Below are 25,225 nucleotides of genomic sequence, written 5' to 3'. Positions count from 1 at the left end.
ATTGGTATTTTGATCTAACCAGCAAACACCTGACACCGCTGTCCAGAGCTATTCAACTAAACCCGACATTCCGCTTTTGGCCCCTCGCTGCCGTTTATCGTTAAGAGTGACTTTCCCTGAAGCGGCGGCTAAAACGGCTGAAGATGTCGCAGATACTGGAGAATGGAGCGTCAAGAAAGATGGCAAGACAAACGAATAAAACGATTTTTTGTGGCGTTCTGGCACGGGCGGAAATATAAATGATGCAGAAGATGAAGTTTATACTTAGTGCGCTTATCTTGACGTATTCGATCCCCGCGACGGCTAATCAACTCGTTTGTTCGGAAACAGAACATCTGCGCTACATGAAAATGGTCAGTGAGGTTGGCGAGATGGGGATCAACCTCGACCCCGTGGGGGAGGATCGCGCGACTTTCGAGAGATTGATAGCTGCATATGAATCCCTCAATCCGCAGGGGCCGAACACTTCGCTTTTTGTCGCACATGTTCCTACGGGTCAGGTTTATAGTCAGATATGTGCGGAAGAGCGCTGCACGATGGAAGAAATGTCAACTCCGGAGCAAGCCTGTTTGATCGATCATATGAACCAATGTAGCTATGTTGCCCTTCGCTTTCGGGGCGAGGAGTTCTGTCTACTCCGTTCGCCGCAAAATTAGATTGTTGATTTTCACCGCGAAATGAACCGGAATTGCGGGTGATTTTCATTGAGAATTGAGCCATGTGACAATCTCTCAACTGTTTTGCGCAGCACAGGACAACGCAGAGATCCCCATGGGAGTTTTTAACATCATTCGCCGAATGTTTCGCGGGATGAGCTATCGATTCGCGCTTGCATGGTGAACTGGTCTTTCACGCAATAATTTTAAAGAAAATGTCGCCTCGGTATGCAGACAAGCTTGCATCATGGCTAAAAATCGAAGCAGGCAATTCGCGTAAACAACGCTGCGTGCAGATCGCCAACATGAGCAGCACACAAGCGGGCGCGGAACTTTCATTCCGCGGATTTTCCGCGCGGGTGAAGCTTTTCAATTTGATTGGAGCGAGAACTCTGTTGCGCAGGCGGGAGAACGAGCGAACACGCGGGTCAAGGCACCAGGACTAGGTACGCTATTTGGCTTCTCTCCAAATCAGCTGAAATTGGCGGATTCTCCCAAGAAGACAAACCAAACGCAACGAAATGCCCACACCAAGGCGCAGGAGGACAAACCAATGCGTCTTTTACAATTTATGTAGATTCCGCATAGGTTTGTCTTTTTCGACTATATTATCGTTGATTTTATTGGCTTTTTTAGCGTGCCTTCACAAAGGTATGGTCATTTCGCTGCATTTGATTTGTCCTTTTTGTGATAAGGGCATGAAAAAAGCCCGATAAACGGGCTTTGGATCATTCATTTTTTTATTGTTAAAGTGCAGTCAGACTAAAAGCGCCTCGATTTTTCAGTTCAGATAATTCGTAATAACTAGCCACAAATTTATTATCATCGAAGAGAGGAATAACGCCGAGGTTCGCCAATCGTTTTTTCATCCCAGCGCGGTTTTGATCAACTTGCTGACAAAAATCCAAGAGTGAAATATGCTTCTCTTTGAATTCCTGAATGGATCTCTGAATGATTAAACGAGGTTGTCTGGCGGACCTGTTATAATTCTTCTCCTTCACGAAACCTTTTTTGAGAAGCTGCGTCAGCGTGACTTCGGAGCTACCCAGTAGCTTAATCGCCTCATTAAATGTTACGAAATCTTCTTCTGAATTTGCCTTACGTTGTAAGCGCACTCTCCTAACTTCGGATTTGTTAACACGTAATCTAGCCAATAGTCCGGCTTGTACCGGGAGAACACGAACGCTTACGACGCCTTCAATGATCAGCGGGAGAATTTTTTCGAGAGCCATTTGGTTGGTTTGGGCAAACTCCATAAGCGGCATCCATTCTTCGTCTTCTTGATCCACTGACGTTGCATTTTGAAGCAACCTCGCCTGAAATTCATCTAAATCAAGTTGCTGGACGCGGAGATATCCCCGTTCCTGCTCGCGTTCTTCACCTAGCGCCACAATCCCCGATTTAACTAGAACACGAAATTTTCCTTCTTCCACGCCGAGAATTTCTGCCGCAATATTTGATGTCACATTCTCAAGTGCATTCTCAATGATTGGTCGGGCTTTAGCTGCATCAAAATAAATAGAGGAATCGTGGAGATGTTGCCTGTCGATTAGGCCATTTGAGAGCAGCAGAAATTTCAGTCTCTTTTTGTGAATTTTAAACTCTAAGTGGGCCGAGTTAACACAATACATGTGACGTTCTTCGATTGGATTGATGAATGTCATGCCCGGACCAAATGGCATGCGCCTTTCACCAATTGCTTGGAAAAGCGAAACCACATCGCGGTAGGCAGCTTTTGACCGATTACGACGAAGCCAATCGATAAGCGGACCAAAGAACTTTTCGATGTTTCGCACCATCGGCCTTGTTTTATCGATGGTTTCGGTCAGAACACGTTCAAGTTCTGACTTTCCTCTGCTTAGGAGAACAAAACCCCACTCGCGTGGATGGGTGGCTTCGTCCTGCCACTCTGTCAATTTATTGATTTGGATAAATTTTCCCAGATAAGTTGAGAGTTCTGAAACGATATGTGCATCAATGGAATAAATTAAACCGACAGCGCGATTAGGATTGTAAATGCTATCCAACAAGAACTGGTCGAGGAGAGGGGAAGAACTCGGTTCACCAACTTTTACATCAGCGCGAATTTGACCAATATTCGATGCCACATAAGTGGCGAAATCGTCGCGTTCTAGGAGTGTGTCGAGTGCAATTTCGATCAATCTGCAACCATGTTCCCGACAACCTTCGATGCCACGGCAAGACCACCAAGAGCGTGCATATGATCGCGAAACTGGACGCCCTACGCCCGTCGCCATATCATTGAGAACACAGTGCGGACAGTATCGCAAAGTGGTCCCAGGGCGCATCTCCTTGTTAAAGATGGCATAGCCAAGCTTCCAGTTTGATCCAGGCTTTTGATTAACAATACTGGCAGAGGCTAAGCGTGCAACCGGAATTCCGGAAAGCTCGGAAATTTCCTGCAATGCATCGAGATCTCCACGCATGATGGCTTCGCGGTTTGTTGGTGTGAAATCGAGCAATGATTGCATTGTGTCATAGCTGTTCGCGCGCGCCAAACGAGATACTAGACTGATAGGGCTCTCATCGTCGTGGAAGGAAAGGGTTACTGGCAGTGTCATTTTTTAATCCTTTCCCGTTTCTTAGGTTCGATGGCAGCCGGAAGATCGGCAAGAACGTGTTCTGGTGAAATGTCAGACCAGCGATTGGCTGAGAAAATATTGTGTTCTGGCAGACACCCGCTCGATTCCTGATAGAGGAATGCGAATGCGCGCGTTTCTAGGATGGGCTTGTCGTTCTTCACGCTTAGGATACAGGCTGCTTGAATTGTCTCAAGGATCTTGCCGAGGCCGCCCTGTGATGAGTGACAGAGCCGCCCAAGAAAATCCGGTTCGCGCAGTTCCTCTGAAATTTTAAGACCACAAATTTCCTCCCCGACTGTCGTCATAGCTTTATTGATAAATTCGCGGTCATCATCGGCCGACTGTTCGATGTAACGGATAATCTTGCTGCGATTGGCGAGCTGAAGGTCGTTTGCCAAAAGCTTTGCTAAATCTGGAACGCCAGAGAAAATTGTATGTAATGGCCAATCGGCGATCTGCATCAGACTCTTCAGACCGTCCTGAACTTCAGTGATAGCCTTTTGACTGTCATGACGAATGAGATGTTGGGCCTCATCCACATGCAGATAAAGAATTCCTCGCGCTTTGAGCTGTGATTTCACCGCCGAAAACAGCTGCGTTTCCGTTTGTTTGGGATTAGCAGGTAGTCCCATTGCTGAAAGAAGCGTGATAGCGAACCCCTTCATGGTTGATGAGCTTGGAGCCTCAATTCTGAGAAGGGGAGTAATGATCTCGCCATATTGATTTTCTCGCGGCTGAAACTCCGCGATGCGACCACAATGGTGTTTCAAAGAATGGGTTTTGCCACTACCTGATTTGCCGATTACGAATAACGCCGTTTGTCTTGAACCTGCGCCTCCGTTCAGATGATCATCGACATTGTCAACCAAGGAGCGGAGCATCCCGTGTAATCTCTTGTCACGAGGGCTTTCGAGGTACGTACCATAGATCTGCTTTTTGATTTCCTTCAGTTTTTCGTCTGCCATTTGCTTTGTTCCCCGAGTTAAAATTCATCATAATAGTCTTTGCTGGATACTTTAGCTCCAGCATGGAATTCGCCATCGTCCTTACGAGACCACACTTCGGCCATGCGCGTCGTTGGACTTTCCTTTGCACCGACCTCCCATTTGCGTGGATTAGAGTGATAGTCCGCAATCGATTCAGCTGCCGAGGTCACCAAAATGTCGCTCGGCACTGAGACTGGATGGCCTAGCGTTTTGGTGTTTTCTTTGAATTGCGCGACCCAACTACCGCACAGTTCACTCTCAAGTGTGTCGATTTGTTTAGGTTCAAGTGCTCGTGGATTAAGTCTTGCACGCAGTCTGGCCGTTTCACCTGACTCACGCATAAATCTCAGTGCTACATACATGGCGTCCAGACCAGACTCTGACTCTTTGGCATTTGCGATCCGCAATTTCTGGCGTGCTGAGATCCATTCTTCTAATGACACGCACTCATCTAATTTGATCGTGTTCTCAACGCGAAACCAACCTTTCTTCGGATTCCTAACGGCAATTGCACGGAGATCTGCGGGATCATATTTTACTTCGAATTCCACCTGGCCTTCTTTGGAGTAAAGACGTGCCAGCTCTTCGTTCCGATATGGGATTCCCATAAAAGTGACGCCGTTGGTCGAAATGCGTCGAACAATTTTCTCACCGAAAATATGAAGCATCTCTTCATCGTTCGGAGGGAAATTGATTGGATATGTTTGGGTTTTCTGAACCCAAACATCGTGAGGAGAACGCCCCCCAAGTCCTGAGTGTGGCGCACGGTGATAGATGTCACAAACAGCAATCGTTAAAAGTTTAATGAGTTCGTCGGTTTGGAGACTAAGATGGGCTTCAGGATTGTAATCACCCTTCTCAGCAATTGAACCAAATGTACGGCCATCGAACTCCTGCGCAACCATTGGTCCAATGGATCGGAACAGTCGTTCAATGAACGGACGCGATTGCGGACGGCCAGCTGGTGGTTGAACAAAAGCAATCTTAGCATTACGAAGTACTTCCTGAGTACGAGAACTAACGAACTCACTTCCGTTATCACTATAGACGCATCGAGGGCGAAGACGACCGATCCATGGCGTAGCACAACCGAGCTGATCCGAGATAAATGTCTTGTCCATCATTATCATCCTGATGGCTTCAATCGCATTCATTGAATTAGCCGATGTGCTAGGTTTAAGTGCCAAGACGTAGCGGGTAGCCACATCAATTGCGGCCACAAACCAAACACGAATGCTGCCCAATTGTGCGCGATACGCTTCTGGCAAAAGTTTCCACATACCCGTCTGACTCAGCAGCGATACCAGATCGACATTCCAGAAATCGATTTCAATGCGGTCTCCAGGCGCTTGAACATCAAATGATTGCTTAATTGAAGAAAACTTCTTCCTAGCTTGGGCTTCGCCATGACGACCTGCAACCTTCGCAAATTCGTCAAATTTGTCGATGATTTTTGAAAATTTCCAGCGCGAAACTTTTACCAACGGTCGTTCTTCCGACGCGTTCCTCACAGCAAGGGCTGCGAGATACTGACGGTATAAATGGGATATGGTCGGTCGAGTACGCTCCATGTATCGCTCAGCTTCCTTATGAGCAAACGCCATGGAATCTGGATCGATTGAGCGAAGATGTACTCCTGGGCCATGATGGCGTTGAACAAGCGCCAGCACGTCGCAGCCACCATCGTAATACTTATTGTAGTCGCGCCAAAAGGTTTTAACTGATGGCGTGGAATAGTAAGCTACGCTCGTTGCTTGATCCGCCCGTTTTCCTTTTGGAGCAAGATCGTCCTGAATCTCAAAGTACCAGCCCCTAAGTTTCTTCGAAAGTTCATCGTGGTTCCAACGTCTCCGCTTTTGTTCTGGATAAGCTTCATCATATTTCTTGATGAGTTTTTCACGAAGAAGCGCAAGCAACTGCGCGTCGTTTGAAAAGTCTGAAAATTGTTTGTCACCAAAGACAGCTCGGAACTTCTGTTGCTCAATCTCATGATAACCGTACTTTACGGCACCACGCTTTGCTGAAAGATCATTGTGGATCTCCTCGTGACTGACGAAGAGTTCCCGACCAGTTGCGTCTTCGCTTCTCAGATGCCAGCCGTCGGCATTCATAGTGACCGGAATCCAGTCTCTACCATTTAGCTGCAAGCGGTCCTTCGAGCACAACTTGACCATTGGTCGTTTGAAGACAGCTGGCTGTGAATTCAAGGCGTACATGACAATTCCTCTCTAAGTTTTCAGCGTGCAGAAGACCTAGCGAGCCACTGTCATCCAAGTGACCTCGCTGATCCTGCCAGGCTCAACAGGCCTGATGTTTCCATGTTCAATGAGAGCCCACGCGGCTGTCCACCGGCGAGCGTGGTTCGAGTAATTTCGGAACAATTCCCCAAATCGAAACCGTCCAGGAAAATCTCGGATCATGATCTGTAACTCGGTGTGATCCGCTTGGTTATAGAAGTCGCGTGCCCTCAAAATGTCAGTCGCATTAAGGTACGCGTCCATGTTGGCATCAACGTCGGTAATGAGTATTACGTCGTCAACCAAACTTGGCTTAAACTCATCATTATCGCATCGGGCCAGTAATCCGGACTCCCTAATCTGGTCCAGTAAGACCGACATTTCTCGTTTCTTCTTGAACTCTTTGACTGCGATTGCCACACGCCTTCCGGAGTTTAAGACGGCAAAATAGTCAAAGGTGTGCGTCCGCGCGACGTTGTTTGCGTCGACGTATGACATCACAGGGTACTGAGAGTGCAGTTCAACTAAATCAGTCCTCGCCTGAAGCAAAGTGGAGACACGATGCTCCAATTCGCTCTCGTGATAGACTACGATGCCTCTGAAAGACGTGAAGCCACGAGCTGTTTTGTTGTTTTTTAGAGCAGGCCGACGAGTGGCGTTACCAGTCGTGGGTTCTTGCCAATACGGATTAGCAGACGATTTGAGATCACATACTGGAGCTTCATATAACCCACCTCGCAGCAATAACCCTGCCGTCACTGTCCGTGTCTAGCACAGAGCCGATGCGTGCTTCCTGAGCGTCGGCGATGAAGCCTAGACCAGCACGTTTAAGACTGATGTTTCGAGATACTTGACGAGAAAAATTCATGGCTGTCCCCTGAAAGATTAATCGGCCACGATGGCCAAATTTCTTACGGTTGGGGAACACAAGGATAAGCCGATGCTTTCGAGCATCGGGTACTAAACCGACGCCACGCTAGGCTTTGTTTGTGCTCCACTGGTTGGTCGGTTTACGTATCACGTTGATATTATCCTGTTGCTTGAGCGTTTGGCTCAGGGGGCTGCATATGGCAGCATTTTAATTTTTATGCAATATCTAAATTCGAATTAACTATAGATTTTATTGCAATACCTTTGTTACTCATTTCTCTTCACACACCAACACATTACGACTGAAATACCACGTCGCTCTTCCAATAGTAAGTACCCGCATATACACGACTTAAAACAATCGTTATCGATTTCCGAATAAATGCGTTCGCAGAGGAGAAAATTCATGCGTGTTGAAATCGAAACAATAGCTGACGCCACTAATGAAATCATTCTGGTTAAGGTATTTAAGGACGAGCAGCTCGATCTGACGTTGGAATTGCCACTGACAGGAGAATTCTTACTATTTGAGGAAAAATTCGAATTAAAGGAAGATGTGGAAGAATGCCTAGGATGGATACCAGGTCTCATACTTCCCACGGGATATGTGGCAGTGGGGGTGTTTCGAGGTGGGCGACTTCACCGGATCCTTCTGGCAGGGCGAGGATTGTCGCGTATTTTAATGAATACCATGTCGGTTGAGGACGCTATCACAGCCAATGAGGCTGAAATTGCGGCAGAGCAAGAAAATTTATTGCGTTAAGCGCTTATAAAAGCCCATTTTTTTTAGTTCGATGGTCACTGGATGATCTAATTTTAACAGTGACCATCTGCCATGTATTTCTTCGAAATCGAACCCATTCTTTGCTCGTTGGCAAATCGTTTCGAACCTTTTAATTAATGTAAGGTCTGAGCTTTTGTATACCAGAGGTCCGTAAAATTCGATTTGAAATTTTAACTCTGGATAAGCCTGTCTCAAAAGACTGTTGTTCATAGATTTCAGTTTAGTGTTGAGATCATCACGATCCATAGAAACCTCAGAAAGTTATCAATATGAATTCAGAGTCAGGTCAATGGATCGCCGGCGCAATGCTAAAAAACGTCTTTCTCTGAAAAGATTTCACTGCATAATCCCAGAAACGAATGCCGCACAGGTGTTAGAGGTGTTCAGTTGGTAGAACGCTGCAAGCTCGTGAGGTTTGTGGCCGTGATTATTGGCTCTTAATACTTGCTGATTGCAAGAAGATAACGGTTTGTCTCAAAGTTATTTTTTAGTCGGCATAGAAGTAAAAAATGCGTGTAGTATCTGCGATGAGGTTGATGTATCAATTACCAAAATTTTTTGTCACTAGAGATCGCAGGTTGCTTGCAAGCTGTCTGTTTACGTGTTCAAAAGGCATAGTCCACAGCGCGGACAACCCTGCAACCGTGGCTTGAATATGATCCATCGGATAAAGGTTAGATTTAGGAGAAGTGAATGGGGCATCCGTCTCAGTTAGCACGCGATTCACAGGCATTTGGCTAACAAGTTCCTTCCCTTTGTTCGACTGTAACATTGGTCTACCAACAGAAAACCAGCAGTCCATCGCAATTGCCCGTTGCAATTGAGCGTGACTACCAGAAAACCAGTGTAGGACCGGAATGCCAAAACCTGGGTTATCTTCCAGCGTGTCTAGAACGGGTTTAGCAGCATTCCGACTGTGTATTGAAAGAATTCGGCCGCCTGCTTTTTTGCACGAGTTCAAAATATGACGGAATACATGCATTTGGGTGTCAAAGTGCATTTTGAAGTCGCTGCTACCATCTAATCCGATCTCACCTACGTACCTTGTCTCGGAAACAAGACGATCAAAAAGTGAGAGTTCCGTCTGTCTAAGGTGGGCGAGCTCGGGGTGTAAGCCGAGAGCCGTCTTTATCCTTTTGTAGTCTTTCGCTAAGGCCGCTGTCTTCAGGAATGCTTTAGGTGTCGTTGTTACAGACAGCATATAAACACCTGCCTCATCGATTGCACTGGCTGCTCGATGAGGCTCTTTCAAAAGGTCTAAGTGGCAATGAAAATCAATCAACTTATTATTTTTTCCGACCGCAGATAGTTTGCGACCTCATATAATCCCTTTTTATGTACGTCAAACCAGCCGTCTCTTTCTCCCAGATCCAAAGGCAGTGGCCCGCTCGACATCGCCAAAATTTTAAGCTCTGCATCCGATTTCTGCTGAACGGCGTACGCCATCGACATCAGGTCGTCTTTTAGATGAATGTTATCACTGTTCATGACTTGGTGCAGTGAGTAGCTGTATTCCGTCTTATCATCAATACCAGCGGCGAAGAATGCCGCACGTCGAATAACACAAGGGACGCAGTGGCCACATTGCTTATTCTTTCTTTTCCATTTTCCGCACGACACAGTGCCCATCGCGGTGGCCGCATCTTGAGTATTTAAACCGTAATCCTTCAACATTCGACCTTTGGTGGAATGCCTGTAGGGATTGCGAATTTCAGCACGAATATCGACCAAGTCGAAAACATCCTGCATCTGCTGAAGGTAATGTGGATGCGTTGTTCGTGTGCTCAATGAACCAACTCTTCGTGATGTGAGCGGTGCATTCAATGCAATAAATCCATTCTCTGGCACATAAATTGGTACGCGGTTATTAGCAGAATTGAGTTGAGCAATGGCTTCTGCCGCGACCGCTGCGAATGCGACGAAGTTAAAGCTTCGAGTTCGCATCGTAGTATCATTGCCTTTAAAGCGCCTCATGGGGCTGGCATTAACGGCAAAACGTTCGGCTCGCTTGGAGAAAGTTTTAAAGAGCCGATTTTGGTAGCCTTTGTCTCCTGTGTAGGCATGACTGATTAGAATAGGGACTTCGCCGTCGCGGAGTAGCTCATTAACACCAATCCAGCTATCGAGTCCGCCTGAGAATAAGCTAACGCTAGTTACTCCTGCGAGATTCGCCTTTCTTTTCTTATTTGTTTGAACAGCAGCTGGGCAGTTTCTTCCTCCGCCCCGAAGAGTGAGGGACCAGTTATCTCCGCTAAGGAAATTCAGCAATTTTTCAAGCTTGGGCCGCACAGGTTGCCAGACGACAGGCTTCGCTAGTGGAATATTCAATTCGAATGTTCGCGCCCAGCCATTTTGCCCGTTTATCTCTCTCGGCGTGAAGGAATCTGCAGCGGTTACAGCAAGCGCTATAGCGAGAAGGTCAAAGGCAACGGTTGACGTATTCGCACTAAGCCGCTGAACCTGATCTGCTACAGTATTTCCTATATGAGCAGTGCCATCGATCTTCGTCGTTCCGAAAAGTTGGATATCGTAGGTTCCATCTTTGCTGAGTACGGAGTTTGGAAGGTCATCAGTGTGAAAATTAAATCTGTTCGCGGTCATTGATAGCTCTCCCACTCGGTCCAGACTGATTTTACCGTCTCGCGCATAAATTTTTTAATGCTGTCCTGGCTGTAGGGATGAGAACCCGCCTTGAATTTATTATGTAGCGTTGTATCCACGATAGCCCTGATCAGATCGAGCAGATTACTCTCGCAGTCAGCCGTTTTTTTTACGTCATCGGATCGATCCCACGCACCGCCGACTTCTTCGACTATTGATTGAAAAACAGATAATGCCAGGAATTCCGAAAGGATGGCGTTGATGGCATCACCCGTTAATTGAGCAGGATCGAAATCATTCTCAATATCCAACACATTGGCAACAGCCTCCTGTACGGCAACATTGATCCTGTCAGCATCAGGCGTGTCACCTGAAAGCAATTCGCCCAATGCCTGCGATAACTGATCGAGCGGTTTGCCAACGAAGTTATTCGAGCTAAAATCGGGTAAAGACCCGCTACCAGCGAGGCTCTGCAATGCAGAGTATAAGCTACCGCCAGCTGTATAAATATTCCCGAAACGTCGCGGACCTACAGAATTCCCGCCAGTTGCGGTCCGGGCATAGTGGCCGAGCGCTTTCTTAATATCACTTTTATCACCACCGTTTGCTACTGCCTTGCCAAAGGTAGTCCTAAATGCCCGAAAACGTTGATGTTCTGGAATTGGAAGTTTAACGTTGGGCTGATCGTCTGCCCACGATGGCACTAGTGGTTGTGCGCCATTTGTGCCGCGCGATGATGCTGATGTCCCCATGATCCCCTCAACTTTTGATGCCCTTTAGTACTTGTGCCAGCCATGGAGCTGGATTAGCTATTTGACTTGTGAAACTCAGAAGAACAGCAGCGCACTCGGGCTTTGCGGTCGCCAATAGAATTGAGCCGTTTATATCGTTTCTTTTTTTTGACCAGTCGCTGTTCTGACGCAACGAAACAACGAGTTCCTGCATAACCTCCGAGACTTCCTCGGACGGTATCTTTGCGATTTCCGTCTGTGCCGCTTTGGACGTCAAGCTAGGTATTTTGAGCAGTTCTTTGACTACATTGACCGAAGTTGCTGATAACGCTTTGGACTGTATTTGTAATGGGAGTGTCTCTCTTGCCAAGTAAATGGCTGGTCTGAGATCAATTCCATTCAAAGATGGGCTCAGGTCGATCCATTCATCAAAGAATATCCTGTATTTCTCTATTGCTTCTGGCAGCGTAGTTCGCTCATCGCTGTCCTTTGCAAACAGCGAGGGCTTACCGTTTCCAGCATCGTTGATTATCGTCAGCAACTCTTTGAATGCCGCTTCGTCGGTGCATCTTTCAAATAGAGCTAGCTTCGTAATAATTACTTCATCAAGTTCCATTTGACGGCGCTTGGCTGTCGCGTGACGCATCCTGACGATATTCATCATTCGTTTTATGAGTCGTGGGTTTCCGCTCACTGCAGTTGAATGTGCCAAAATTGGTGCTATCCGGAACGCAGTGTCAATTTGCGCAGAAAGAGCAGCGTCGTTTGCTCCCAAGATAGCCAACACGTCTTTTTGTTCGATTTTGTGCGTATCTTGCCAAGAATCCTGAATGTTTTTAATAAGGTAACATCTAAGTTCTTCGATGGCCGCAGTTTCAGCACCTGAGCGGCTCGCGATCAGCATACACAAAAATGCTAGTACTTCTCGCATTCCAAGCTTCGGCACAGCTACAGGGAATTGTATCAACTTGTCCAGGTAATCAACGACGTGTCTGGGCGATGCGCCCTTGAAGTGAGTGGAGACCGCATGCCTGATGATATCCACATCCGCAGCCACGATGAAAGCTGTATTGTGCATTGAAAGGAAAAGCCTCATGGCTTCAAGGCTTTTGATCGCATTTTCGGGTAGGCAGCGATCAAGATTGTCAACAAAGACCACTAAGCGCTTTTCCATCGAATGAAGAAGGTCGCTAAATTCTTCTTTAAAAGCGGCTATTTCCTCCGGAGCAGATTTGACTTCTTTTGCAGCTATCAGTCCGTCTGCTCTGTGCTTAACGTCGGTTAGCGCAGCCTTAATATTGGCACTGTCTTCTATGTTGGCATCGCCATTGAATACATTACCCAATGATTCCAGCCCCTTTGTCGCTAGACCGAAGCTCGGTACTCCGGCGGCCATAAGTCCGGCGTCGAGTCCCAGTCCTAATAATCGCAGTTTATTCGTTCGCTTTACTAGACCGATAGCCTTGTCTTTCAGGCTTTGAGGCGCGGTCGTCAGTAACTTGGATGCGATAACTGTCATCAAAGCTGACTTCGCTTCGTCATAACCTTGGTAAAGCCAGGCATCGAATTCGACGACGATAGTGTCATCCCGCGTGGATAATGTCTCTTCAACGAGCCTTAATACGCTGGATTTCCCCGCACCCCACCCACCGTAAACGCCGACAGAAAGAGGGAATAACGTATCGTCGGTTACAATGTCGCAGATTAATTCTGCGAGTTCTGTGTAATTGAGGTAATCTATGTTTGTTTCATTATCTGACCACATGGAAACAAAATGTGTTAAATTGAAATATTCCGTCAACTGCTATTTTGCGTTTTACCAAAGATCAACCAGGTTGTGCACGTGAAAATTGTGCGATACATCCGCTCTATTGATTTTAAATTATATTTTTAGGTAGTTTTTTAGGCTTGGACTGCGTGGTGGAATTATCTGACGAGCTACTTATGCCGCTTTAAAGACAAACAGAATGTGCGAAATCCCTCTCGAGCTCGTTTGTTCTCAGTTCTGGTTGTTCACATGCTCCCCCCCCCAATATCCAGCCGGACGGAACTGAGAATTGGATCGCATTTCATCAATCTATGCGCCGTCATTAGAAATTTTGATTGCGGTGAAGTATTGCAGGAGTTGAAACACAGTGTTGACTTCGGTGAGGATAAAACGGGGTCTCAAGCAAATCAGTCGTTTCCTCTGCACGATGAAATCGTGCAGGGCCTCGATTGCTGAAGTATACCGCGAATGATCAAAGCATTTGGTTGAAGTATTCGATGGATATGCAAAAAAATTGGCACCTGAAGCGAATAGATTTTTTGAGTTTCTCAATTGATGGCACCAAACAGAGTTCATTCCTTTCGCACTCAGTGGCATCACCGAAAATCTGAGGTGTAATCATCCATCATTTCATGGCTCGCGAAGTGCGCAGTTGCGCCTACTGAGCTCCCGGTACCGAGCCAAGGCACTGAGCTTGCTCATAGAATACCAACGTTTCGAGGTCTGGCAGTATTAGACTTTCGTTAGGCAGGAAATTGACTTGCAGTTTAACGGTGCAGACTTTTCGCTCAGCGGTCCTATTTGTATTGTCTTAATCATCATGCCGCATAATCATGGCCAACGGGGCGGAAAAAGTCGCCAGCAAGCCCGTCGGCTTATAGAGTAGTTCAACGTTACCGGTTCCATTCAACCCCATCTTGATTAGTCTAGAACCAAAGCCCCTGCTTTGGGGCTCCGAGACGATTGGGCCGAATTTTTCTTCCCAGCGAAGTTGAAGCTCAGGTTGTTCTTTATCTTTATCGATGATCATCCATGAAATGTGAACCTGTCCGGATTCATTCGACAGTGCTCCATATTTGAGCGCATTAGTGCCCAGCTCATGCAAAAGCAGTGCTATAGAAAGACCCGCTTTGGGACCAAGTTCAGTTGTTGGACCATGCAGAAAAATACGGTCGCCATCCGAGTGAAGTTTCATTGCTTGTTCTATCACTTGATGCAACTGCGCTGACGACCATGACTGTTGCAACAGCAGCTCGTGTGCGCTCCCCAATGCCTGTATTCGTCCGGTTAGTGCGTTGACTGCATCCCTCTCAGAAACATTTCTAAGTGTTTGGCCAATCAATGCATGAACGATAGACAATGTATTTTTAAGCCGATGGCTTAGTTCAGTATTTAGGACGCGCTGTTCAGCTTCCGCATTAAGTTTTGCGACTGCAGCATATGTGCGGTCAGTAACGCCAGCTACAAAATCAAGCTCAGCTTTGCTCCAAAAACGAGGCTTCTCCTCATGTGTAAACAGAACGCCAACCAGTGCGCCGTTTTTTAGTAAAGGCGCTTTGATGAAAGACCGTATGCCGGAATCAATGTAGCTGGCAGATTCGCCGTTCAGAAATGGATCAGTACTAACGTCGGAAACGGTGATTAATTTTCCTTCTGAAAGACGAGCAATTGTTCTTGCGAAATCGGCGGTCGAATGAGTTCCAGCAAGAGACCTCTTCATCGGCAGGGAGTGTTCATACTCGATTTTAAAGCTCTGCTCGCTCTGACTGATTGTTGCGTAACCAGAACGGTCAACACCCAAGCCCTCATGCAAAACCTCGGAGGCAATCTGACAGATATCTTGCATGGTATCAGCAACGCTCAGGCGATCTCCGAGCGCCAGCAATGCGGCAACCCGTGCATCCTTGCGCTTCGCATCAGTTATGTCGATTGCAACGCCAACCATTTTTGATGATTTGCCTTCATCATCTGGCAGAAACTGAGCTCGGCGCGCTATCCACCTAATTCTCTGATCTGAGGGCCTTCGAATACGATATTCGACAGCAAGATGTGCTGTTGCATCGTTCCTACTTTGAACACTTGATGCCTGATCGCGATCTTCGTCTAATACTAAATTCTCGAAGAACGTGGCTTCATAGGTCTGATTGGTGCCCACGCCAAAAATTCGACAAAACTCGTCCGACACGGTGATGGTATTTGTTCGCGTATCCACCTCAAATATGCCAATCCCACCTGCAGCCTGCGCTGTTGCATTTCGAACTTCGTTTTCTTTCAACTGTTCGTTCTTTGCGTCGATACTAGCGACGCGTGCCTTCCTTTTTGAGGAAAGACGACGCTCAACAGAAAGGTCATATGAAAGATCTTGAATGCGTTTACGCAGTTCGAGTTGCGCGATGGCTTGGTTGGCTAAGACATTTAGAGCAAATTGTTGCTCACTGGTCAGCATCTTCGGTTCGTGGCCCAATACGCAAAGCGTTCCAATCGGATAGCCGTTGTCAGACTTAAGAAGAGCCCCGGCATAAAACCGGATGAAGGGTTCGCCAACTACAAGAGGGTTACAATTAAATCTGTGATCCAAGGTTGCATCTGGAACCAGCAGAAAATCTTGCTCGAGTATCGCTTTCGCACAAAATGAACTTGCAAGGGGCGTCTCGCGAACTCCTAAGCCCACTTCGGCTTTGAAGAATTGCCTATCTCTCGCAATAAGATTCACAACGCCAATTGGTGTTTGACAGATTTGTGCTGCCAATGCTGCGATGTCGTCAAAATCTTTTTCTCTGGGTGTATCGAGAACATTGTAGCTCTCGAGCGCCTCAATCCGTCGTGTTTCTCTATCAGCAGCGTGGCGCTTCATATTGGTCCATCATAGTTCGTATTAAGGCATCGACATTTTGTAGCTAAAGTAACGCACGTTCTATTGAAATAGAACTCACAATAAAAATAAAAGTATTTCTACACCAATTTGTCCACTAGTGGACAAATTGGTGTAGAAAAATTCTTCTTTAGAAATATTTAAAGAGTGTCGTTTTGTTGAGGCTCTCGAATGAAGGCAATAAGATCAGTATTTAACCTGTCCGCGGCAGTTGCGAACAAGCCATGTGGCTCGCCATCATATTCAATCAATCGAGCTGAAGGTATACTTTTAGCTGCAGTTCTAGCTGATGGTTCGATTGGAACTGTGTTGTCGTTCGTACCATGGATGATCAGTGTTGGTACCGTGAATGATGAGAGATCCCCTCGGAAGTCGGTCTTGCCGAAAGCGTCTATGCAATCGTAAGTCGCTTTTGGGCTTGCCATGATGGCCAACGCAAAGCTCCAGTCGAGAATGCCTTGACTAACTGGGCTTGTAACAAATCCCACACCGTAGAACGTCTTCGCAAAAGATTGCAGGAAGTGAAAGCGATCTTTTTTAATCTGGTCCTTCATGTCTTCAAGGACTTCGCTGTTCACGCCATCGGGATTGCTGTCGTCTTTAAGAAGGTAAGGCACAACCGATGCGACGAGTACGACTTTAGCTACACGTTTCGATCCGTGTCGAGATAGGTATCTGGCAATTTCGCCTCCGCCCATGGAAAAGCCGACTAAGACGACATCCTTCAATTCCAGATGCTCAATGACCTTGGATAAATCATCCGCGAAGTTATCATAACTATAACCATCGGCGGGGTGTGAAGACTGACCAAAACCGCGACGATCATACGTGATTACACGGTATCCCGCTTCCAGTAGGGCCATTGTTTGGAATTCGAACATATCACCCGTGAGGGGCCAACCGTGGATTAGCACAACCGGAGTTCCGTGCCCCATATCCTTAACGTGTAAGCTAATTCCGTCCGCAGCTTCAATAAAAGGCATTTTGGGTTCCTTTTTGATAACACAATAGTAATTTAAAATGCCAATCAAAGTTCCCACGTTGAATGAATTTTACTAGCGAGAATTTTTTTAGCATATTTATTTAATTCTAATTCTAATTCTAATTCTAATTCTAATTCTAATTCTAATTCTAATTCTAATTCTAATTCTAATTCTAATTCTAATTCTAATTCTAATTCTAATTCTAATTCTAATTCTAGTTCTAGTTCTAGTTCTAATTGTAAATTTAAAATTGATCTATTATATTCTAAAAATACTTATTAAGTATCTTGCAATAAAATCAAATAAATTGAAATAGAATTATTAAATATTGCTACCCATAATCCATGCTTTCTGCGTGCAAAATGATGCGAGCAATTTGTAAAGGGTCGGTAACACCGCTGTCGTAGACGTGGTATATTTGTTTGGCTAATCCCTGAGCTTTGCTTGGACTTTGAGTTGTGCGGCCGAGTTGATGGCAAGTTTCACGATATGCTTCCTGCATAGCTCTCAACTGTTGCGGATTATATGTTCCTACAAACAGTCCTGATCGAAACGGCATATTAGGTTTTTCCATTTGAACGATGAGTGTCGCTGACTAAATTAATGCTGCTCGCGTTTTCAGCAACCCTACCGTCAAACGTCACTACTCATCAGCTTTGATTTGTGCATGCGAAATGAGAGCAAAAATAAACGTCCCGCCAAATATATTGCCAAACAGAGTGGGAATGCCGAAACGCAAGACTGCGTCTGTGAAGGAAACTTCGCCGATCAGCAAAAGAAATATCACCTCAATGGAACCGACTATTATATGTGTAAAATCACCGATGGCTATCAAGTAGGTGATGAGAAATATTATTGCGAAGTGTGAAGCTTTTGTGCTGTGCAACATCCATACAAGCGTAGCGATCAGCCAGCCAGATATTATACTCTTGCCAAACATTTCTCCTGCAGTGTTTTCCATCAAATGATGACCCATTGCTACAAATGAGCGGAACGTGTCATCTGAAAAAATGGGTAGCATGGCGAACGCTGCGGCTGCTATTCCTCCTCCAATCAGATTTCCAGTGAGTACAACTCCCCATAGCCTGCTTACCCTCCATAAATTATAGGCGCTAGGTTGATCCATAAATGGCAACACAGGTGTTATGGTGTTTTCTGTGAAAAGCTGCTGGTTGGCTATAATTACGATTATAAAGCCTACGGTGTACCCTGCTGAGCTAATTAGAAATGACATTTCAGAAGCTGGAAGGTTTGCTTCGAGGATACCTCTTGCCATCATAGAAAAGCTCATGGATATACCCGCAGCAATAGCGGACCAAAGTAGAGCAAGAACATCACGTCCAAGTTCTTTTTCGCCGTGTCTGCGTATCAATTCATGTATTGCAGCGGATTTGGAGGGGAGGGTTTCCTTCAGCGTCTCCGCTGTTTGCTCAGCGCTAGTGTCTTCAGCCATATTATACTCCATAGAGTTGCTGAATGTTGCTGCTTAGTCAAAGTGTTCTCAATGAAATAAGAAAATCAACATTGGAAAAATTCAAAATTTGATAATATAATATTGTCATTTTATTGTATATAAGACACGTTTCGATTTTTCTAATACATTATCTTTTCACAGATAATTAATTATAGATCAAATATATTTACGTTTTCAAACGTAAATCCTTCGTCTTATTCAAATATTACATTATAGTTATTTAAATTGTAGTTTCCAAGGCGCGATTATTTTCATCTATGGCTCCCATTGCAAAATCTTTAAATTTCTCATCATTAGAAACCTTAAGTTGTTCCTCATAAATTTTTGTTTCTTTTAATAGTATAGAGATTATTTCGCTTTTTTCAGCTGGAACAATTTTATTGCTGATAGTTCGTAATGCATTACGCAAACTATAAATCTGACCCATTAAATAGGCGCAACCATCTTCGGCCAACCGGTATTCCATTCGTTTTTAACAAGCGCCCCGTGCACTGGCAGATAATGCTTATCACCATCAATCGTTCCCAGCTTTCGGCGATATACTTTGATATTTTTTACCTATGTCGGCACGGAGTTGGTGCAGGGGAGCTGTCATTACAGCCTCAAGTCCAGAACGCTCAAAGCGCAGATCGACATCGCCAGTTCCAAGAAGGCCCGTTCGAATGAGTTTTGTTCCAAAACCTTTGCGATTAGGCGCTGAGACTTCGGGACCGCCGATCTCTTTCCAATTTAGCGTCAGTAAACTGGGGCCGTTTTCATTTGAAATTCTCAGATCGACAACTACACGTCCACCTTGTTTCGAAAGTGATCCATATTTGATCGCGTTTGTAGTCAGTTCATGAAGCAAAAGTGAAATCGACGCGACGCCTTTCGAGCCCACATGAATGTCGGGGCCGCTTACGTCCATATTATCACTCACTCCGAGTGCGGAGCCGATGCTTTCAATTATATCGGACAAATAGCTTTGCGGTGTATCCTGTAAACGCAATATCTCGTGCGCGTAGCTCAAAGCGTTCAATCGCTCAGAAAACTTGTGGCGCTGATCGGAATTGGCGTCGACAAAAGTTTGATTGGCAATCGAGCTAACGATGCTGAACGTGTTTTTTATCCTGTGAGCAAGTTCGGCATTAAAGATGAGTGCGCGTTGCTCCGATTCGACTTTTCCCGTCGTCTCTACCACAGTATCAATCATGCCACCGATCTGACCGTTTTCTAAACGTATCGGGCTGTAGCAGAACGTAAAATAGCACTGCTCAAGATACCCATGCCTGTTAATGGCAAGAGGAAAATCTTCAATAAATGTTGCCTCACCCAAGTATGCCTTGTCGACGATTGGCGATATCTCATCCCAAGCTTCTGCCCATATGTCTTTGAATGATTTCCCCATGCAGTTGTCCTTGCCACCAAGGATAGGTCGGAAAGCATCGTTGAAAAATGTTATGTGTTGGGGTCCCCAGACTATAGCTTTAGGAAACCGCGAAGCCAACATCATCTGCAGCGCGGTTTTAAGGGGTGCAGGCCACTCTGAAGTCGTTCCGAGAGCGCTACTTGCCCAATCGTACTTCTGAATTTCTTCGGCAGATCGTCCGTCTGCGTGGAGAAACGCAAAACTGTTTAACATCATCATCTCTTTCATGTCTGGCTAGCAAGAGAATTGATGAGCATCAGTTGCTGCGTAAAATTATTATTTTCGTTTTCCACATCGCTTTGAAGCAAATGGCTTTGATATCATTCAGTACAGAACCGACCTTGTCGGCGCGCCTGAATGGGGTACGATGCCTTCCAGCTAGTTTTACTGAAGGTAATCGGTGACCATGAAACTGTTTATGTTCCAAATTGGTGGAAACTACGGCGGTGCGAACGTTGAGCTGCATGACGTACGTTTTTCTATAGGTAATACTATTCAAGATTGTTACGATGACTTGCGTGAACAGTGGTGGGGAGATCCCAAAAGTCTTCATCTTGATTGTTGGGGCGAAGTAGCTCAAGTCGATGGTTACGATATAAGAATACTGCCCAGATCGAAGAGTGTGAGCGAAAACAAGTTATTTTTTCTCAATCTTGGTGGCTACGATCCTGCCGAGTTCGGTGAACTACACAAAAACATATTGCTGGTTATGCCAGATATTGCTTCAGCGAAGAAAAGGGCACTCCTAGAGGTTAAACATTGGTCACAGCCGCATAAAGATAAGAATTTTGAGGTGGAGAAAACGCTTAACTTAAGTACAGATATACGAAAAAAAGGTTACTCTATCGATATGAGTAGATCTTCCATCTTTATTCCCTTCTCGTTTTCCTGTAAATATTTGAGAATTGGTAGATAATTTTCACGCTAGGGTACTTTTTGTTAAAAATTTAGATGACAAGATCTTCCAGAGTGGTTGCTGGCCACAGCGGTGAAGAGGTATCGTAACTTTGAACTATGAGCATGAAGATACCTCCTCTACGCCTCGAGCGAAAATAAAAGCCGTGCTAGGATGCCATCGTTTTGAGTGGTTCAGGTTTCTTGCCATCTGGTAGGATCACTTGGAGGTGATCATAAACTACCTTTGCGCTAAACGGCTTTCTGACAAATACAGCGCCATCGGGCAGGTCATTTTCACCGGGGAGCATCATACCCGAGGCGATGAGTATGCTAATATGGGGCCAGTTTTTCGAACACTTGTGCGCAAGATCAAAACCAGTCAGTTCACTTGGCGGCATCTGTACGTCAGTAAATAGTAACTGAAACCTGTCTGCATCGCTTTCTAAGAGTTCCAGCGCTTCTTCGACATTGCTCGCTTCTTTTACACGAAAACCAGCCGTCTCAAGGATATCAACTGCATCCATACGAATGATCACATCGTCATCAGCTACGAGCGCATAAGGCGTATAATTATCGGACATTGAAATTCCTTGATTAGGTTTGCATGCTATCAACTAACTAAGGGTTGAAACGATCCTTGATTAATTTGTTTTTTTGTAAGTGCAGAGGAACTGATGATCTAAGCGGAAGTGTCATTATTCCACCAGGTGCATCATCAATTGAATATAATCACCGTGTCGGTGTGGATATCAATTTAACATGGCTCACGGCGACACAATCAGCCCGGAATAGGCTAACTCTCCTCGCTAGTGGGAAAGAACGCCAGCGTCATTCCTCGCTTTCGAACCTCGCAAGCCAAACGTTCTAAGACTGGACGTGTTTAAAAACATTCAGGCTGAGCTCAGCTAAGTGCCCAATTTAGGAACATTTCATTTAAACTGTTGATTTATATCAAAATAAAAACCCCGCCGAAGCGGGGTAATAAGTGCTCTATAAGTTATTCCTTCGGCGGGCCGACACGGTCGAGGAGTTTATAAACAATCTCTGCGCACTCGACAGTTGACTGGTCTTCAGCGCATTTCACATCGACCTTGTATCCTTTATCTTCAACACGAATGTGTGCAGATTTATCAGGGGCTGGGCGAGGACCACCGCGCGGTGGGGGTGGGGGTGGAGTACCAGGAGCAGCGGCTTCTGGAGGGGCAGGTGGCTTTGGTGCCTCCTGAGCAAAAGCGGAACCGGAAATCATAGCGAATGCAGCGGCAGCAATAAGTACACTCTTCATTGCATTACTCCTAAGGGTGTGTGCGCTGTGAAAACATTCTATTGCTTGTTAGGTTCCATTGTGTGCTGGCGAATTCCCTGCAAAACTTGTGAGCAAGAAAAAGCCCCGTGTCGCCGATATGTGCACGGGGCTATCTCGTTAATTCGGCATATTAGCCGCAGCTTGTTTAAGTGCGCTCGCCATCGTTTCGCAGAGCTTCGCTTCTTCGATGCCCTGTGCTTTTGCGGCTGTCTGGAGTTCTTGTTCCATACCCATAGCAGAAATTTTACCCTCTCTACCGATGGCCTCAGCTGCGTCGCCCTTCGAAGCGTCTGCGGGAGCTGGAATAAGAGTCATCATCTTTGTTTGTATTTCAGATGCACTCCCGTCAATAAAGCCTTTCTCTTGACAGTATGCGAGCACGCCGAGTTGGTTTCGTGCTGCATTGTAAGCCATTTCCATTTGTTCCGGCGTTGGCTGTTGTGCAAACGCAGAAGTCATTGTGGTCCCGGCTATTGCCGCTGCGAGGATTAGACGGTGCATATATCTCTCCATGTCTTAAAATAATTACCAATATTTTTTAGTGAAATTAGACAAAGCCCGCAACCATACTGCTCTTTCAACAAAACAAGTTTGATTAATTGGATTAATCCTACGTTTTTTTAGAATTATTGTAATAAGCAGTTGTTTTTATGCAAATAAGTTTTTCCCCTATAAAGGGATATGTTCATGGCTTTCTCTTTGAATCGGATGATGCGTTCACCAGAGACTTGCCTGTTCTTCCTCGTTGTGAATGATAGGCGTCAGATCAATTAGGTCATTATTCGGCAACGGCCTCTGCATCTCCTTGGCTTCATCCCACGGCGCACGTAACCAGGTATCGATTTCCTCTGTCGTGCGCAGGATTACTGGCATAGCCTTCGGATGAACTGGTTTTACCACGGCGTTGGGCTCGGTGGTCAGGAAGCCAAATATATCGACCTCAACCGGGCCTTCCTTCTTCTTCCGCACACCTTTCCATGTTGTCCAAATGCCAGCGAAGGCAAAGAGCGGCTTTCCCTTATTGAGTGCGAACCAATGTAGCGGTTTGCGTTTCGTCTTTGGGTCGGGTTCTTGCCCGTATTCTGAGAATGAAGTGGCAGGCACAACACAGCGGCTTTCAACGCCCTGCCAGCGCCGCCAATGAGGAGAGGTGAGGTTGCGTATGTTTGTCACGCCGCTGTCTGCTTCGCCCTTAACGTAAATAGGCGGCGTAGGCATTCCCCAGCGAAGATGTGCAAGCTCATGCTCACCATCTATCAAGTTACGCAGCACTGGAGCAGGATAGTCCGGGTAAATGTCCAATCTTGGATCAACTCGGTTCGTGACATCGCCAAATTTCGGAAACAAACGGCGCATTGCCTCATGTGTGGTCGTGATATTGTAAAGATTGCACATGCTCTCCTCCAGAACGAAAGAGAATAGGGCGCTGTGTATGACTGTCCATCACACATCACGACGAACAATAAAAAGCCTCACGATTTTTAGTCGTGAGGCTTTTGACGGCTAATTTTAGCTGTAAGGGGAGTTGCAGATCGCACGACGACCTGCACTCGGAACATACGTATTATCTGATGCTCTATATGTGCGGTAGCGCGATGAACACCACTGATAATGTCGATTGCTATAGCCACGGGCTGCCGGGCGCTGATTATTTAAAGCGCCACCAACGACGGCACCAGCACCGAATGCTGGTCTGCCCCCTGAAAAGTGATCCTTTTTGAAGTATGGCTTATGAGCCGAAGAAGGATATTGAAATGGCAGCGAAAAGACACAAGGCGGAAGAGATCGTCACGAAGCTTCGTCAGGTTGACGTGCTGAATGCTCAGGGAAAATCGATGGCAGGGGCGATCCGATCGATAGGCGTAACGGAAGTTACATATTACCGCTGGCGCGCAGAATACGGTGGCCTGAAGGGCGACCAGGTGAAGCGCCTGAAGGAGCTTGAGACGGAGAATGCCCGTCTTCGGCGGGCAGTTTCCGATCTGACGCTGGACAAAATGATTTTGGCGGAGGCCGCCCGGGGAAACTTCTGAGCCCCGCTCGCCGCCGTGCTTGTGTGGAACACGTCACTTCAGAGTTGGGCGTGTCTGAACGACGGGCATGCCAAGTTCTCGGCCAGCATCGCTCCACACAGCGAAAAATCGCAAAGACCCCATATGATGAAGCGGCATTGACTGACGACATCACAGCGCTCGCTATCCAGTATGGCCGATATGGCTATCGTCGCATCACCGCGATGCTGCACCAAGCAGGTTGGATCGTGAACGTCAAACGGGTCGAGCGGATATGGCGACGAGAGGGGCTGAAGGTTCCGCAAAAGCAACCTAAGCGCGGTCGGCTTTGGCTGAACGACAGTTCATGTACCCGGCTTCGACCCGAATACCCCAACCATGTCTGGTCCTATGATTTTGTTGAGGATAGGACGCACAATGGCAGGAAAATCCGCTTGCTAAACGTGATCGACGAGTTCACGCGAGAATGTATCGCTATCAGGGTCGAGAGAAAGTTAAAGGCTGTTGATGTCATCGACGTCCTGACCGACCTGTTCATCTTGCGGGGCATTCCTGGGCATATTCGTTCCGACAATGGCCCGGAATTCATCGCCAAGGCTTTGAGGGAGTGGATTGCGCTTGTTGGTGCAAAGACGGCTTACATCATGCCGGGTAGCCCATGGGAAAACGGGTATTGCGAAAGCTTCAACTCTAAGCTCAGGGATGAACTGCTTAACGGAGAAATCTTTTACACGCTCAAGGAGGCGAAGATCATCATCGAGAGCTGGCGGAAACACTACAACACCGTGTGACCGCACTCATCCTTGGGCTACAAGCCACCGGCGCCAGAGGCCTCGGTCTGGCCGCCTCAAAACGGACCTGCATCAACTCCGGCTCTAGCGATTAGGCCCAGCATGCACTAACATTAAACTCGGATCACTCGATGGGGGCAGACCACACAATCATATTTTGTTTGCGTTTCGCTTATTATCCGATTGTGCCGATGATTGAAAACTGAACTTTGGCGGGGGGATTACCCGAACAGTCTCGCGGCTGAT

General features: G+C 46.4%; 20 protein-coding genes and 2 pseudogenes. 5 read left to right on the top strand and 17 right to left on the bottom strand.

What is annotated here, in order from left to right; all coding sequences use genetic code 11:
- The first annotated feature begins 239 nt into the window (after positions 1-239).
- Positions 240-656 carry a hypothetical protein gene (locus CEV31_RS16080; RefSeq protein WP_094508305.1) on the top strand — a complete coding sequence of 139 codons (417 nt, stop codon included), beginning with the start codon at positions 240-242 and terminating at the stop codon, positions 654-656.
- A gap of 227 nt (positions 657-883) precedes the next feature.
- Positions 884-1,086 (top strand): annotated as a pseudogene (locus CEV31_RS21330) (IS21 family transposase); the annotation flags it as partial.
- A 316-nt stretch (positions 1,087-1,402) separates the two neighbouring features.
- On the opposite strand, the gene CEV31_RS16075 reads toward CEV31_RS21330, so the two are convergent.
- The 3 genes from CEV31_RS16075 to CEV31_RS16065 are packed head-to-tail and all read right to left on the bottom strand — an operon-like array spanning position 1,403 to position 6,461.
- Entirely contained in the window at positions 1,403-3,238 is a 1,836-nt protein-coding gene (locus CEV31_RS16075) for a TniQ family protein (protein ID WP_094508303.1), read from the bottom strand.
- A complete protein-coding gene (locus tag CEV31_RS16070; RefSeq protein ID WP_094508301.1) occupies positions 3,235-4,224 on the bottom strand; it encodes an ATP-binding protein in 990 nt (329 codons plus the stop codon). The genes CEV31_RS16075 and CEV31_RS16070 overlap by 4 nt, the downstream gene beginning before the upstream one ends.
- 17 nt (positions 4,225-4,241) lie before the next feature.
- Positions 4,242-6,461 (bottom strand): Mu transposase C-terminal domain-containing protein, encoded by a 2,220-nt coding sequence (locus CEV31_RS16065; RefSeq protein ID WP_094508299.1) that lies wholly within the window; start codon positions 6,459-6,461, stop codon positions 4,242-4,244.
- A 1,297-nt stretch (positions 6,462-7,758) separates the two neighbouring features.
- On the opposite strand from CEV31_RS16065, the gene CEV31_RS16055 reads away from it, so the two are divergent.
- Positions 7,759-8,115 carry a hypothetical protein gene (locus tag CEV31_RS16055; RefSeq protein WP_094508295.1) on the top strand — a complete coding sequence of 119 codons (357 nt, stop codon included), beginning with the start codon at positions 7,759-7,761 and terminating at the stop codon, positions 8,113-8,115.
- 562 nt (positions 8,116-8,677) lie between these two features.
- Here CEV31_RS16055 and qatD read toward each other — a convergent pair.
- The 9 genes from qatD to CEV31_RS16000 form a co-directional block, all read right to left on the bottom strand.
- Positions 8,678-9,418: a Qat anti-phage system TatD family nuclease QatD gene (gene qatD, locus CEV31_RS16045; protein WP_094508291.1), complete on the bottom strand. Its 741-nt coding sequence runs from the start codon at positions 9,416-9,418 to the stop codon at positions 8,678-8,680.
- Complete coding sequence (gene qatC / locus CEV31_RS16040; protein ID WP_094508289.1) at positions 9,415-10,737, bottom strand: Qat anti-phage system QueC-like protein QatC; 1,323 nt, start codon at positions 10,735-10,737, stop codon at positions 9,415-9,417. The genes qatD and qatC overlap by 4 nt, the downstream gene beginning before the upstream one ends.
- Positions 10,734-11,489 (bottom strand): hypothetical protein, encoded by a 756-nt coding sequence (locus CEV31_RS16035; RefSeq protein ID WP_143850971.1) that lies wholly within the window; start codon positions 11,487-11,489, stop codon positions 10,734-10,736. Before CEV31_RS16035 ends, qatC begins: the two co-directional genes overlap by 4 nt.
- Positions 11,490-11,496: 7 nt before the next feature.
- Positions 11,497-13,269, bottom strand: a complete 1,773-nt coding sequence (locus CEV31_RS16030) for a KAP family P-loop NTPase fold protein (protein WP_143850970.1) — start codon at positions 13,267-13,269, stop codon at positions 11,497-11,499.
- A gap of 778 nt (positions 13,270-14,047) precedes the next feature.
- Positions 14,048-16,090, bottom strand: coding sequence for an HWE histidine kinase domain-containing protein (locus CEV31_RS16025; protein WP_094508283.1), 2,043 nt, complete (start codon positions 16,088-16,090; stop codon positions 14,048-14,050).
- Between the two features lie 158 nt (positions 16,091-16,248).
- Complete coding sequence (locus tag CEV31_RS16020; RefSeq protein WP_094508281.1) at positions 16,249-17,091, bottom strand: alpha/beta fold hydrolase; 843 nt, start codon at positions 17,089-17,091, stop codon at positions 16,249-16,251.
- A 643-nt stretch (positions 17,092-17,734) separates the two neighbouring features.
- Entirely contained in the window at positions 17,735-18,544 is an 810-nt protein-coding gene (locus CEV31_RS16010) for a formate/nitrite transporter family protein (RefSeq protein ID WP_094508616.1), read from the bottom strand.
- Positions 18,545-18,785: 241 nt separating this feature from the next.
- On the bottom strand, positions 18,786-19,019 hold the full coding sequence (locus tag CEV31_RS16005; RefSeq protein WP_143850969.1) for a hypothetical protein: 234 nt from the start codon (positions 19,017-19,019) through the stop codon (positions 18,786-18,788).
- A gap of 60 nt (positions 19,020-19,079) precedes the next feature.
- Positions 19,080-20,201 (bottom strand): sensor histidine kinase, encoded by a 1,122-nt coding sequence (locus tag CEV31_RS16000; RefSeq protein ID WP_235818126.1) that lies wholly within the window; start codon positions 20,199-20,201, stop codon positions 19,080-19,082.
- A gap of 178 nt (positions 20,202-20,379) precedes the next feature.
- On the opposite strand from CEV31_RS16000, the gene CEV31_RS15995 reads away from it, so the two are divergent.
- Complete coding sequence (locus CEV31_RS15995) at positions 20,380-20,889, top strand: DUF1543 domain-containing protein (protein WP_094508276.1); 510 nt, start codon at positions 20,380-20,382, stop codon at positions 20,887-20,889.
- A 148-nt stretch (positions 20,890-21,037) separates the two neighbouring features.
- Here CEV31_RS15995 and CEV31_RS15990 read toward each other — a convergent pair whose 3' ends face one another.
- The 5 genes from CEV31_RS15990 to CEV31_RS15970 all read right to left on the bottom strand — a co-directional run bounded on the left by CEV31_RS15990 (position 21,038) and on the right by CEV31_RS15970 (position 23,937).
- Complete coding sequence (locus CEV31_RS15990; protein ID WP_094508274.1) at positions 21,038-21,451, bottom strand: response regulator; 414 nt, start codon at positions 21,449-21,451, stop codon at positions 21,038-21,040.
- Positions 21,452-21,867: 416 nt separating this feature from the next.
- On the bottom strand, positions 21,868-22,155 hold the full coding sequence (locus CEV31_RS15985) for a hypothetical protein (protein WP_094508272.1): 288 nt from the start codon (positions 22,153-22,155) through the stop codon (positions 21,868-21,870).
- Between the two features lie 138 nt (positions 22,156-22,293).
- The gene (locus CEV31_RS15980) at positions 22,294-22,677 is read right to left on the bottom strand and encodes a pore-forming ESAT-6 family protein (RefSeq protein ID WP_094508612.1); all 384 of its coding nucleotides are present in this window, start codon (positions 22,675-22,677) and stop codon (positions 22,294-22,296) included.
- Positions 22,678-22,893: 216 nt separating this feature from the next.
- Positions 22,894-23,571: an SOS response-associated peptidase gene (locus CEV31_RS15975; protein ID WP_094508270.1), complete on the bottom strand. Its 678-nt coding sequence runs from the start codon at positions 23,569-23,571 to the stop codon at positions 22,894-22,896.
- 114 nt (positions 23,572-23,685) lie between these two features.
- Positions 23,686-23,937, bottom strand: a complete 252-nt coding sequence (locus tag CEV31_RS15970) for a BA14K family protein (RefSeq protein WP_235818133.1) — start codon at positions 23,935-23,937, stop codon at positions 23,686-23,688.
- Here CEV31_RS15970 and CEV31_RS15965 point away from each other — a divergent pair.
- A pseudogene (locus tag CEV31_RS15965) lies at positions 23,931-25,090 on the top strand (IS3 family transposase). The gene CEV31_RS15970 and the pseudogene CEV31_RS15965 overlap by 7 nt on opposite strands.
- The last annotated feature ends 135 nt before the right edge of the window (positions 25,091-25,225 follow it).

It is taken from the genome of Brucella thiophenivorans (genome assembly GCF_002252445.1).
Classification (GTDB): Bacteria; Pseudomonadota; Alphaproteobacteria; order Rhizobiales; family Rhizobiaceae; genus Brucella; species Brucella thiophenivorans.
The sequence above is the reverse complement of the archived record's forward strand: the minus strand, read 5'-3'. Positions and strand labels throughout refer to the sequence as shown.

Excerpts from the sequence above, each read along its gene's own strand:
- CEV31_RS16010 (WP_094508616.1), bottom strand. The coding sequence starts at position 18,544 with ATGGCTGAAGACACTAGCGCTGAGCAAACAGCGGAGACGCTGAAGGAA.
- CEV31_RS16025 (WP_094508283.1), bottom strand. The coding sequence starts at position 16,090 with ATGAAGCGCCACGCTGCTGATAGAGAAACACGACGGATTGAGGCGCTC.
- CEV31_RS16055 (WP_094508295.1), top strand. The coding sequence starts at position 7,759 with ATGCGTGTTGAAATCGAAACAATAGCTGACGCCACTAATGAAATCATT.
- qatC (WP_094508289.1), bottom strand. The coding sequence starts at position 10,737 with ATGACCGCGAACAGATTTAATTTTCACACTGATGACCTTCCAAACTCC.
- CEV31_RS16075 (WP_094508303.1), bottom strand. The coding sequence starts at position 3,238 with ATGACACTGCCAGTAACCCTTTCCTTCCACGACGATGAGAGCCCTATC.
- CEV31_RS16065 (WP_094508299.1), bottom strand. The coding sequence starts at position 6,461 with ATGTACGCCTTGAATTCACAGCCAGCTGTCTTCAAACGACCAATGGTC.
- CEV31_RS16080 (WP_094508305.1), top strand. The coding sequence starts at position 240 with ATGATGCAGAAGATGAAGTTTATACTTAGTGCGCTTATCTTGACGTAT.
- CEV31_RS16035 (WP_143850971.1), bottom strand. The coding sequence starts at position 11,489 with ATGGGGACATCAGCATCATCGCGCGGCACAAATGGCGCACAACCACTA.
- CEV31_RS16070 (WP_094508301.1), bottom strand. The coding sequence starts at position 4,224 with ATGGCAGACGAAAAACTGAAGGAAATCAAAAAGCAGATCTATGGTACG.
- CEV31_RS15980 (WP_094508612.1), bottom strand. The coding sequence starts at position 22,677 with ATGCACCGTCTAATCCTCGCAGCGGCAATAGCCGGGACCACAATGACT.
- CEV31_RS15990 (WP_094508274.1), bottom strand. The coding sequence starts at position 21,451 with ATGTCCGATAATTATACGCCTTATGCGCTCGTAGCTGATGACGATGTG.
- CEV31_RS15975 (WP_094508270.1), bottom strand. The coding sequence starts at position 23,571 with ATGTGCAATCTTTACAATATCACGACCACACATGAGGCAATGCGCCGT.
- CEV31_RS15995 (WP_094508276.1), top strand. The coding sequence starts at position 20,380 with ATGAAACTGTTTATGTTCCAAATTGGTGGAAACTACGGCGGTGCGAAC.
- CEV31_RS16000 (WP_235818126.1), bottom strand. The coding sequence starts at position 20,201 with ATGAAAGAGATGATGATGTTAAACAGTTTTGCGTTTCTCCACGCAGAC.
- CEV31_RS16020 (WP_094508281.1), bottom strand. The coding sequence starts at position 17,091 with ATGCCTTTTATTGAAGCTGCGGACGGAATTAGCTTACACGTTAAGGAT.
- CEV31_RS15985 (WP_094508272.1), bottom strand. The coding sequence starts at position 22,155 with ATGAAGAGTGTACTTATTGCTGCCGCTGCATTCGCTATGATTTCCGGT.